Source organism: Pseudomonas sp. P4_C1 (assembly GCF_056402155.1).
This window is the reverse complement of sequence record NZ_JBFUHY010000034.1, coordinates 1-11742: the sequence shown is the minus strand read 5'-3', so window position 1 is coordinate 11742 and position 11742 is coordinate 1. Positions and strand designations below refer to the sequence as shown.

Below are 11742 nucleotides of genomic sequence, written 5' to 3'. Positions count from 1 at the left end.
ACTATGAGCGCAAAAGTCTGGCTGGTGGGTGCAGGTCCCGGTGATCCTGAATTACTGACCCTCAAAGCTGTTCGGGCGTTGAGTGAAGCGGATGTAGTGCTGATCGACGATCTGGTCAACGACGCGGTGCTGGAGCACTGTCCCGGCGCGCGGATAATTCCGGTGGGCAAGCGCGGCGGCTGTCGTTCAACGCCGCAAGCCTTTATCCATCGCCTGATGTTGCGTTATGCCCGTCAGGGCAAATGCGTGGTGCGCCTCAAGGGTGGCGACCCGTGCATCTTCGGGCGTGGCGGTGAAGAAGCGCAGTGGTTGCGTGAGCGCGGGGTCGAGGTTGAGCTGGTCAATGGCATCACCGCCGGCCTGGCGGGCGCGACGCAATGCGATATTCCATTGACCCTGCGCGGCGTGGCACGAGGGGTGACTCTGGTGACCGCCCACACTCAGGATGACAGTAGCCTGAACTGGCAAGCGCTGGCCCAAGGCGGCACGACACTGGTGATCTACATGGGGGTGGCGAAGCTCAGCGAGATCCGTGAGCAACTGCTGGCGGGGGCAATGGCGGCAGATACGCCGGTGGCAATGATTGAAAACGCATCGTTGCCGCATCAACGAGAGTGTCGAAGCAGCCTGATGGCAATGGAGGAAGATGCCTGTGCTTTCGAGTTGAAAAGCCCGGCAATCCTGGTGATTGGCGCAGTCGCAGCCAACGCCATCCCCTCCTGTGGGAGCGAGCCTGCTCGCGAAGAGGTTCTGTCCGTCGACATCAATGTTGGATTTCAACGCGCCTGACGCGTCCTTCCTCACCAAATCGCAGACAAAGAAAAGCCCGGCCTAAGCCGGGCTTTTCTCGGAGCTGCGAGCTAATTACTTAGCGTGAGCTTCAACCTGCGCTTCTACGCGACGGTTAACAGCACGACCAGCTTCAGTTTTGTTGTCAGCAACCGGGCGGGATTCGCCGTAGCCAACGGACTGAACGCGGGACGATTCAACACCGTACTGGTTGGTCAGAACTTGCTTAACGGCGCTTGCACGACGCTCGGACAGTTTCTGGTTGTAAGCGTCAGGACCGACGTTGTCAGTGTGACCTTCAACAGTAGTGGTGGTGGATGGGTACTGCTTCATGAAGTCAGCCAGGTTCTTGATGTCAGCGTAGCTGCTTGGCTTGACTGCCGACTTGTTGAAGTCGAACTTCACGTCCAGCTCTACACGAACGACTTCAGCAACTGCTGGGCAACCATCAGCGTCAACAGTAACGTTGGCTGGGGTGTCCGGGCACTTGTCAACGTTGTCGCAAACGCCGTCGTTGTCGCTATCGGAGCAGACTTCTGGTGCTGGAACCGGAGCAGCAGCAGGCTTGTTGCCGCCACCGAAGTTCACACCCAGACCTACGGACGGGATGTAGTCCCACTTGCCGTTGTCCAGCTTGTAGTCAGCTTCTACGCCAGCACGAGCGTAAACGTTTTCAACGAAGTAGTACTTAACGCCAGCGCCAGCAGTCAGGAAAGTCGACTGGTCACGACCGGTGTGGCCGTCAGCGGCTACGTTGGTCATGCTGCCGTGCTTAACGCCACCTTGAACGTAAGGACGCAGAGCGTCGCCAGCGTTGTTGAAGTGGTACTGAGCGTTCAGACCGAACTGGTCGCCTTCGATTTTCTGATTACCAGTGCCGTTGTTCGAACGGGTGTGGTCGTCATTGTTGTAGGTCAAGTTCAACGATACGTCGTCGGTCAAGAAGTAACCGATGGAGGCGCCAGGAGTGTAGCCGTCTTCAACGTTCTTAACGCTGTCGTTGTACTTCTTCCCGTAGTTGAGCTCGCCTTCAACTGCGCCTTGGCCTTGTGCCAGTGCGCCGAACGAAGTAGCGGCAATAAGAGTACCAATGGCCAAGCCCAAGGTGTTTTTCAGTTTCATCCGTTAAATCCCCATCTGGTGATTGTGAAGCAGTCCCGCAAACCGGGGGACAACTCGGCGGCAAGTCTAACAGAACTTGCCTGCACGTAAGAGATATTTGCGCTGAACTAAGTTTCAGCAATGCCTGCAAATTTCTCACGTAATTTATCTAGAGCGCGCTTGTACCGCATTTTTGTTGCACTCAAACCCATGTGCATGATGTCTGCGATCTCCTGAAACTCCAGCTCTGCGACAAAACGTAGCACCAGAATTTCGCGGTCAATCGGGTTCACATACACCAACCAGCGATCAAGTCCGCCCTTTTCCTCAGGTTTCGGCGCCTTTTCTTCGGACGCTTCCTCGAGGGGGTCAAGACTCAATGCGTCCATCAAGCGACGCTTTCGCCGTTCCTTTCGATATTGTGTGATGCACTCGTTGTACGTGATGCTATATAGCCACGTCTTGAACTTCGATTTACCTTCGAAGTTCTTCAGGCCATACAGCACCTTCAACATGACCTCCTGACAGACATCGTCTGCGTCGCGATCGTTCCCGAGATATCGTGCGCATACGTTAAATAATGTTCGTTGGTAACGCCGCATCAGTTCTTCATAGGCGCGTGTTACGTGAAACAGTTCGGTATGCGAGCGCGCGACCAACTCCTCATCAGAGAGCTCGCGGGGGTCGTAGCGCATGGATAACGATTGGGTTTTATTCAAAACAAGTCGGGCCGACAGTCAGGTCAATGTCCGCCGCAGCCAGCATCAGCAGGCATTTTGCGGCGGCATACATTAGCAGAGTTTGCCGGGTTAGCGGCTACTCACATGCTGCTCAAGGAGGATCCGATTGGAAAGAGAGACTAGCTCACCCTCATCGGTCAGCAATGTGGTTTTAACCGTGCCGATCTCTTCGATCTGGCCTTCGACCTCGCCAACACGCACTTGTTGCCCAACCTGGTACAGCTCACGCACGTAGATTCCCGCAAGAATCTGGCCGGCAATTTCCCGGCTTCCCAATCCCATGGCCAGTGCTACCGCCAGACCAACGGTTATCAACACGATCACGATCACATGGTTCAGCAGGTCAGTCTTGACCTCCAGCTGGCTGATCGCAACCGAAATACTGATGATGATCACCAGGCCCTGAGCAATTCGACCAAGCCCCGAAGCATAGTCCAGGCCCACGCCTTCTGCCGCTCCACGCACCAGCCCGTTGGCCAGTTGCGCCAGCAAAACACCTACCAGCAACACCAGCGCCGCGCCGAAAACCTTCGGCAGATACAACGCAAGCATATCCAGCGTAGCTGAAACCCGCTCAAGTCCGAGGGATTCTGCGGCAGAAACCAGAAAAATAAGCAGAATGAACCAATAGACGATCTTGCCGATCAGGGTCGAGATAGGAACCTGCAATCCAGCGCGGGACAGCAGCTTGGTCAGGCCAGTGCCGCCCATCAAGCGGTCAAGGCCCAGTTTGGCGAGCAACTTGGAGAGCAGGGTGTCCAGCAGTTTGGCCACGACAAAACCCAACAGCAGCACAACCAGTGCGCCGAACAGGTTCGGAATGAAGTTCGCAACCTTGGTCCACAACGCAGTCATTGCAGTGACGAGGCTCTGAGTCCAGAGATCAAGTTCCATATTCAATCAGCCTTATCAGCAGTGCGGGCAGCAGGTTTACGAAGACGGGATACCGGCGCGACATGGGCCGACCCGTTATTCAGGGCGATCATCATTGCGGGCAACCAGCGCCCCAGCAGGCTGAACAGATCACCGGCGCCAACCTGGCGGTTGGCGGTTTTCAGCACACGCCCCAGGCAGGCATCGTCGTCCCGGGTGGACGGCGAGGCTTTGAGCATGTCGCGTAAAGACTGTTCAAACGGATCGTGCATACGCACCTCTCGTGATGTCTGTGGGAGACGCRGTCAGTTTTGGTCGGGTCACATGGTTTCCCTCAGACCCAGCGCAAACGTCGGAATAACCACCACTGCCCCAGCGCCACCGAGACCATTATCAGGCAGGCGACCAAAAAGCCATAAGGGCTTGCAGAGAATGGAATTCCACCGACGTTGATCCCCAAAAGCCCGGTCAGAAAACTCATCGGCAAAAAGATCCCGGTGATGACGCCAAAGCGATACATCGTGCGGTTCATGCGCACGCTCAACCGGCGATCTTCCGCCTCCAGGACCAGTCCCACCCGCTCCCGGGTCAATTCCAGCTCTTCGAGGTAGCGGGTCAGGCTGTTGTTCAATTCGTTCCAGTAATCACCATCGTCCTCGACGAACCAGGGCAACTTGATTCGCGTCAACTGCCCGAAAATATCCCGCTGCGGAGCAAGAAAGCGCTTCAACGCAGCCGCCCGGCGACGAATCTGCAAAACCGATCCGTGCTCAGGAGTATACCGTTCGTCGGCATCCAGTTTTTCTTCTTCCTCATCGACCACTTCCGAGAGACAGCTGACCAGATCCTGCACCTTGTTGGTGAGGTACTGCGCCATGCACAGGATGAGTTCGGAGGCTGTTTTCGGACCTTTGCCTTCGGCCAACTGCACCAGCAGCTCGTCAGTGGCCCGCAACGGACGCAGACGCAGGGAAATGACGCGCTGGGCAGAGCCGAAGATCCGCACCGACACCATGTCTTCAGGCTCGGCACCGGGGTTCAGATTGACCCCGCGCAAAAATAGCAGCAGTTCGCTGTCTGAAAGCTGTAAAAGTCGCGGACGGGTGTTTTCTTCGAGTAGCAAGTCACAACTGAATTCGCTCAGACCGCTGGATTTGCGTAACCAGGTCCGGGTTTGCGGATGACTGCGATCCCAGTGCAGCCACAGGCTTTCATGGGCCTGCAGTTGCAAGTCATCGAGTTCTGTCCGGGCTATCGAACGCGCACCGCCTTTACCGTCCAGCACCAGGGCATGTACCAGCCCCCATTGCGCGTTTTCTTCCTCGAACATCCGCACTCCTTTGGTCGACCAGCGCTTTATTCAGGCATTTTCAGCGGGCTGGGCGAGATGATCACGCCGTTGTTGTCCGCATAGATGTAATGGCCCGGATGGAATGTCACGCCGGCGAAGGTCACGGCAACGTTGAGATCGCCGAGCCCGCGCCTGTCGGATTTCCTCGGGTGGCTGGCGAGGGYCTGAACGCCCAGATCGGTCTGCGCGATGATATCGACGTCGCGGATGCAACCGTTGATCACCAGCCCTTCCCAACCGTTTTTCGCGGCTTTCTCGGCCAGCATGTCACCCAGCAACGCATGACGCAGGGAACCGCCACCGTCTACCACCAGCACTTTGCCATTTCCCTTGAGCTCGACCTGCTCCTTGACCCGCGAGTTGTCTTCGAAGCACTTGATGGTCACGATTTCGCCGCCGAAGGAATCACGGCCGCCAAAATTGCTGAACATCGGTTCCAGCACCTGCACCAGTTCCGGATAGGCGTCGCACAGGTCGGGCGTGAGGTAATGGATCATCGAGAAACTCCTGTAAAGAGGAAGACAGCACGAACATCGGTGATGACTCAGCCACGGAAAGTGACCAGAACAGCTCAATGCGTCATATCTTAGCCGCAAGCCGATCAGAGCGAAATGCCCTTGTTAGAGCGTCAGCCTCAGATTGCCGCGGCAAAATCCTGTTGCGCTCCCGGCAAAGGTGTCTGCTGATCGGCCAGCCAGCGAGTCACCAAAGGCCAGACTTCAGCCTGGGCCGCCTTGCTGACAAGCATTTCCACGTGACCGAAATTGTCGCCGAAGCCCTGCTCGCGCCCCAGATTGATGAATTGCTTGTGCTCGGAACCAAACTGCTCGAACAGTTTGCGACACGCCCAGGCCGGGTCCYGATGATCACCCGCGGCACTGACCGCCAATACGGGTAACTTGACCTCGGCCAGGCCTTTCCACCAGTCCTTGTCGGCATCGCCGAAGCGCCCGAACAAGCCGAACCAGCGCATGCTTTCCAGGGCCAGGCCGATGGGCTCGTCCTCCGGGCCGCGCTTGAGCCTTGAGCCCGACAACTGGGCAAAACGCTTGAGAATGAAGCGACCGCTCCACTCCACTGGTGGAATCTTCAATGGCCAGTAGGTGCGGCTCACCTGGGTGCCGAAAAACGCCGCGGAAGCCACCACCGGCTCTCCGATGTACTCGCCACCCAGCGCTGCGGCCAGGGTAGTACCGCCCAGCGAGTGACCGATCCAGTGCGGCACCTGCCCGCTCTGCTCACGGACAAATGCACCTATGGCCGGCAGATCATAGCGAGCGTAGTCGGCGACACGATTCTTGCGGTAGTCGTGGTTACGCTGGGACAAGCCGTGACCGCGCATTTCCGGAATCCAGACGTCGAACCCCAGTCGGGCCAGATAAGCGCCCAATCCCAGGCCCTTGGGAGAAAACCAGAACCGGCGATTGGAAAAGCTGCCGTGCAGCAGGATCACCGGCACGCCACGGGAGGACGACTCATCGGCCATACCAAGGCGCGTCACAGCCAGTTCGACGGTGAAGTCGGGGCTGTTACCGGGTTTCAAACGATACACATCTTCGCTCAGATCACCGCGCCGTTCGGCGCTGATCAGAGCGACAGGAAATAGGTTGCTGCTGCTTTGCATAATCTCTTGCACAAAAAAGGGCGGCATCCAGATGGAGCCCGCCCTGCTTGAATCTTAAAGGCAGCGTTCACCGACCACGCTGCCAATCATTGTAGGAGCGAGCCTGCTCGCGATGGTCGCCAACGATGACGCGTTCATGCTGAAAAAACGCGGCGTTCTGCAGTCCATCGCGAGCAGGTCAGATCGCCGCACCGTCGCTCCTACAGGATCAAGCCTGCGCCTGACCCTCGGCCAGGAAGAACCAGGTTTCCAGCACGGAATCCGGGTTCAACGAAACGCTTTCAATGCCCTGCTCCATCAGCCACTTGGCCAGGTCCGGGTGGTCCGAAGGGCCCTGACCACAGATGCCGATGTATTTGCCGGCCTTGTTGCACGCGGCAATGGCGTTGGCCAACAGCTTCTTGACCGCCGGGTTACGCTCATCGAACAGGTGCGCAATGATCCCGGAGTCACGGTCCAGGCCCAGGGTCAACTGGGTCAGGTCGTTGGAGCCGATGGAGAAGCCGTCGAAGAACTCGAGGAATTCTTCAGCCAGGATGGCGTTGGACGGCAGTTCGCACATCATGATCACACGCAGACCGTTTTCGCCGCGGGCCAGGCCGTTTTCCGCCAGCAAATCGACCACCTGGCTCGCTTCGCCCAGGGTACGGACGAACGGCACCATGATTTCGACGTTGGTCAGGCCCATCTCGTTGCGCACACGCTTCAGAGCGCGGCATTCGAGTTCGAAGCAGTCACGGAACGATTCGCTGATGTAACGCGACGCACCGCGGAAGCCCAGCATCGGGTTCTCTTCTTCCGGCTCGTAGAGCTTGCCGCCGATCAGGTTCGCGTATTCGTTGGACTTGAAGTCCGACAGACGCACGATGACCTTTTTCGGCCAGAACGCCGCGGCCAGGGTGCTGATGCCTTCGACCAGTTTCTCGACATAGAAGCCGACTGGATCGTTGTAACCGGCGATGCGCTTGTCGACGCTTTCCTTGATGTCCAGCGGCAGGCCGTCGTAGTTCAGCAGTGCCTTGGGGTGCACGCCGATCATGCGGTTGATGATGAACTCCAGGCGGGCCAGGCCCACACCGGCGTTCGGCAGTTGCGCGAAGTCGAAGGCGCGGTCCGGGTTGCCGACGTTCATCATGATCTTGAACGGCAGCTCAGGCATGGCGTCCACGGAGTTCTTCTTGATGTCGAAGCCCAGTTCGCCTTCGAAGATGAAACCGGTGTCGCCTTCAGCACAGGAAACGGTCACGCCCTGGCCGTCTTTCAACAGCTGGGTGGCATTGCCGCAACCCACTACAGCCGGGATACCCAGCTCACGGGCGATGATCGCCGCGTGGCAAGTACGGCCGCCACGGTTGGTGACGATCGCGCTGGCGCGCTTCATGACCGGTTCCCAGTCCGGGTCGGTCATGTCGGACACCAGTACGTCGCCTGGCTGGACCTTGTCCATCTCGGACACGTCCTTGATGATGCGGACCTTGCCAGCGCCGATGCGCTGGCCAATGGCGCGGCCTTCCACCAGCACGGTGCCGGTTTCTTTCAACAGGTAACGTTCCATGACGTTGGCCTGGGTGCGGCTCTTCACGGTTTCCGGACGGGCCTGCACGATGTACAGCTTGCCGTCGTCACCGTCCTTGGCCCACTCGATGTCCATCGGGCACTTGTAGTGCTTCTCGATGATCATCGCCTGCTTGGCCAGCTCGCTGACTTCGGCGTCGGTCAGGCAGAAACGTGCGCGTTCGGCCTTGTCCACGTCGACGGTCTTGACCGAACGACCGGCCTTGGCTTCGTCGCCGTAGATCATCTTGATGGCCTTGCTGCCCAGGTTACGGCGCAGGATGGCCGGACGACCGGCCGCCAGCGTGCCCTTGTGGACGTAGAACTCATCCGGGTTCACCGCGCCTTGTACGACGGTTTCACCCAGGCCGTAGGCGCCGGTGATGAACACTACGTCGCGGAAGCCCGATTCGGTATCGAGGGTGAACATCACGCCGGCGGTGCCGGTTTCGGAACGGACCATGCGCTGCACGCCAGCAGACAGGGCAACCAGCTTGTGGTCGAAGCCCTGGTGCACGCGATAGGAAATGGCGCGGTCGTTGAACAGCGAGGCGAACACCTCTTTGGCGGCGCGAATGACGTTTTCGACACCACGGATGTTCAGGAAGGTTTCCTGCTGGCCGGCGAAGGAAGCGTCCGGCAAGTCTTCGGCGGTGGCGGAAGAGCGCACGGCCACGGCCATGTCAGGGTTGCCGGCGGACAGCGTGGCGAACGCGGTACGAATTTCGGCATTCAGTTTTTCAGGGAACTCGGCTTCCATGATCCACTGGCGGATCTGGGCACCAGTCTTGGCCAGGGCATTCACGTCATCGACGTCCAGGGCATCGAGGGCGTCATGAATCTGCTGGTTCAGGCCGCTCAACTCCAGGAAATCACGATAAGCCTGAGCGGTCGTGGCGAAGCCACCGGGCACCGATACACCGGCACCTGCCAGATTGCTGATCATCTCGCCGAGGGATGCGTTCTTGCCCCCCACATGCTCTACATCATGGACGCCGAGCTTATCGAGGGAAACTACGTACTCTACCAAGGTGATCTCTCCACTAACTGTGTTGGAAAAGCTCAAAACCGGCTGCTCGGGGGAGCGTTTGCCGGCTATATGGCCTGGACCTGGAAAATAAGTGAGAATGCGGGCCAACGGTGGCCGACAAATCGCGCCTATCATATCCAAGATTCGTCACTAGCTTAAGGCCCAAGGTGCAAATGAAACGATCTGCTTTCTTTATCTCCGATGGTACCGGCATTACCGCCGAAACCCTGGGTCAAAGCCTTCTGGCGCAGTTCGAAAACATTACCTTCAGCAAAGTCACGCGGCCGTATATCGACAACGTGGACAAAGCGCGGGCCATGGTACAACAAATCAACAAAGCCGCTGAAACCGACGGTTTCCGGCCGATTATCTTCGACACCATCGTCAATCAGGACATTCGTGAGATTCTCGCAACCTCGAATGGTTTCATGATCGACATATTCTCGACGTTCCTGGCACCGCTTGAACAGGAACTGACCGAGCATTCTTCCTACACCGTGGGCAAATCCCACTCCATCGGCTCCAATACCAATTACATGGAGCGTATCGAAGCGGTGAACTTCGCCCTCGACAACGACGATGGCGCCCGCACGCACTATTACGACAAGGCCGACCTGATACTAGTGGGCGTGTCGCGATGTGGTAAGACGCCGACGTGCCTGTACATGGCGATGCAATTCGGTATCCGCGCAGCCAACTACCCGCTGACCGAAGACGACATGGAACGCCTGCAACTGCCAAACGCCCTGCGCGCCCACCAGCACAAGCTGTTCGGCCTGACCATCGACCCGGACCGCCTCACCGCGATCCGCAACGAGCGCAAGCCCAACAGCCGCTATTCGAGCTACGCCCAGTGCGAGTTCGAAGTGCGCGAGGTCGAGAACCTGTTCCGCCGCGCAAACATCCCGCACATCAACTCCACGCATTTCTCTGTAGAAGAAATCTCGGCGAAGATTCTTGTGGAGAAAGGTGTGGAGCGGCGGTTCAAATAACTCTGTAGCGCCTGATCTATTGCCATCGCGGGCTTGCCCGCGATGAACGATGACGCGGTTTAACTAAATGACAAACAAATCCACAAACCGGTTCACCGCTGTCGCCTCAAGCTTCTCCTGATCATTGCACAACGCAAAAATCTCCTCGCTACGCTGACCGGTGAATCGTGTCAGTAAATTCGCCTTGAACTTGTCCTCCAGCAACGGGATACCTTCAGCCCGGCGCCGCCGATGCCCGATCGGGTACTCCACCACGACGTTATCAGTGCTGGACCCATCCTTGAAAAACACCTGCACCGCATTGGCAATGGAGCGCTTGTCGGCCTCCAGATATTCACGGGTGTATCGTGGTTCCTCGACGATAACCATCTTGTCGCGCAGCACATCGATGATTGGATGCGCCCTGTGGAAATCGTCCTCGTAGTGCTCCGCCACCAGATTGCCGAAGGCCAGCGGCACGGCGGTCATGTACTGGATGCAGTGATCGCGGTCAGCGGCGTTTGCCAATGGACCGACTTTGGAAATGATGCGAATCGCCGATTCATGGGTGGTGATGACAATCCTGTCGATTTCGTGCAGGCGATTACGTACTTGCGGATGCAAGGTCACCGCCGCTTCGCAGGCCGTTTGCGCATGGAACTCGGCCGGAAAACTGATCTTGAACAGCACGTTTTCCATCACATAACTGCCGTACGGTCGCGAAAAACCGAATGCACGTTTGTCTTCAGGCTTGAGCGCCAGGTCATTGTTGGTGTGGCTGAACAGTACGTCGTAAAAGCCCCACTGTTTGGCACTCAACACGCCGGGAATACCCATCTCGCCACGCATCGCAATATCCGCCAGGCGCACGCCACGACTGGACGCATCGCCCGCCGCCCAGGACTTGCGCGAGCCGGCATTCGGCGCATGCCGGTACGTGCGCAAGGCCTGGCCGTCAGCAAAGGCGTGGGACAACGCCGACAACAACTGCTCGCGATTGGCGCCCATGAGTTTGGCGGTGACCGCGGTCGAGGCGACTTTCACCAGAATCACGTGATCGAGGCCGACGCGGTTGAACGAATTCTCAAGGGCGATCACGCCTTGAATCTCGTGGGCCATGATCATCGATTCAAGCACCGTGCGAACGGTCAGCGGCACCTCGCCATTGGCCAGGCGTTTTTGTGAAAAATGGTCAGCCACCGCGAGAATGCCGCCGAGGTTATCCGACGGATGCCCCCACTCGGCGGCGAGCCAGGTGTCGTTGTAGTCGAGCCAGCGCACGATGCAGCCGATGTCCCAGGCCGCCTTCACCGGATCGAGCCGGTAACTGGTGCCCGGCACACGGGCGCCAAACGGTACGACGGTGCCTTCGACCACAGGTCCCAGGTGTTTGGTGCATTCGGGAAAACGCAGGGCCAGCAGGCCGCAACCCAAGGTATCGATCAGGCAGTTGCGCGCGGTGTCCAGCGCTTCTTTGGACTCGACTTTGTAGTTCAACACATAATCGGCAATGTCCTGCAGGACCTTGTCGTAGTCGGGACGGTTGTTCAGGTCGACGTTGGCACTCATGTTCGATTCACTCTATGAAGCGGGTCGTTGATGGGACCTCGGTTCAGGGACCAATCTCAGTCGGTGACCAGTTTCTTATTATCGAAATACAGTTCCCTGTGGGAGCGAGCTTGCTCGCGATGACGTCGGCACATGCACAT

General features: G+C 57.9%; 11 protein-coding genes. 2 read left to right on the top strand and 9 right to left on the bottom strand.

From position 1 onward, the window contains the following. Positions 1 to 3: 3 nt before the first annotated feature. Complete coding sequence (gene cobA, locus AC1DU9_RS18400) at positions 4 to 789, top strand: uroporphyrinogen-III C-methyltransferase (protein WP_223462930.1); 786 nt, start codon at positions 4 to 6, stop codon at positions 787 to 789. 75 nt (positions 790 to 864) lie between these two features. On the opposite strand, the gene AC1DU9_RS18395 is transcribed toward cobA, so the two are convergent. The 8 genes from AC1DU9_RS18395 to ppsA all read right to left on the bottom strand — a co-directional run bounded on the left by AC1DU9_RS18395 (position 865) and on the right by ppsA (position 9062). Further along, on the bottom strand, positions 865 to 1911 hold the full coding sequence (locus AC1DU9_RS18395; protein ID WP_223462931.1) for an OmpA family protein: 1047 nt from the start codon (positions 1909 to 1911) through the stop codon (positions 865 to 867). A gap of 107 nt (positions 1912 to 2018) precedes the next feature. Then, on the bottom strand, positions 2019 to 2609 hold the full coding sequence (gene sigX, locus AC1DU9_RS18390) for an RNA polymerase sigma factor SigX (RefSeq protein WP_081501652.1): 591 nt from the start codon (positions 2607 to 2609) through the stop codon (positions 2019 to 2021). A gap of 90 nt (positions 2610 to 2699) precedes the next feature. Continuing rightward, positions 2700 to 3524 (bottom strand): mechanosensitive ion channel family protein, encoded by an 825-nt coding sequence (locus AC1DU9_RS18385; protein ID WP_007996721.1) that lies wholly within the window; start codon positions 3522 to 3524, stop codon positions 2700 to 2702. 2 nt (positions 3525 to 3526) lie between these two features. Continuing rightward, entirely contained in the window at positions 3527 to 3775 is a 249-nt protein-coding gene (locus AC1DU9_RS18380) for a CrfX protein (protein WP_223454991.1), read from the bottom strand. Between the two features lie 62 nt (positions 3776 to 3837). Next, a complete protein-coding gene (locus tag AC1DU9_RS18375; protein ID WP_477810584.1) occupies positions 3838 to 4833 on the bottom strand; it encodes a zinc transporter ZntB in 996 nt (331 codons plus the stop codon). A 26-nt stretch (positions 4834 to 4859) separates the two neighbouring features. Continuing rightward, entirely contained in the window at positions 4860 to 5348 is a 489-nt protein-coding gene (gene rraA, locus AC1DU9_RS18370) for a ribonuclease E activity regulator RraA (protein ID WP_477810594.1), read from the bottom strand. Between the two features lie 140 nt (positions 5349 to 5488). Then, a complete protein-coding gene (locus tag AC1DU9_RS18365; RefSeq protein ID WP_477810583.1) occupies positions 5489 to 6478 on the bottom strand; it encodes an alpha/beta fold hydrolase in 990 nt (329 codons plus the stop codon). A gap of 208 nt (positions 6479 to 6686) precedes the next feature. Continuing rightward, entirely contained in the window at positions 6687 to 9062 is a 2376-nt protein-coding gene (gene ppsA, locus AC1DU9_RS18360; RefSeq protein WP_223462934.1) for a phosphoenolpyruvate synthase, read from the bottom strand. Between the two features lie 173 nt (positions 9063 to 9235). Here ppsA and ppsR point away from each other — a divergent pair, with 173 nt between their 5' ends. Next, positions 9236 to 10054, top strand: a complete 819-nt coding sequence (ppsR, locus tag AC1DU9_RS18355) for a posphoenolpyruvate synthetase regulatory kinase/phosphorylase PpsR (RefSeq protein WP_223462935.1) — start codon at positions 9236 to 9238, stop codon at positions 10052 to 10054. Positions 10055 to 10117: 63 nt separating this feature from the next. Here ppsR and prpD read toward each other — a convergent pair whose 3' ends face one another. Further along, the gene (gene prpD, locus AC1DU9_RS18350; protein WP_223462936.1) at positions 10118 to 11602 is read right to left on the bottom strand and encodes a 2-methylcitrate dehydratase; all 1485 of its coding nucleotides are present in this window, start codon (positions 11600 to 11602) and stop codon (positions 10118 to 10120) included. Positions 11603 to 11742 lie beyond the last annotated feature (140 nt).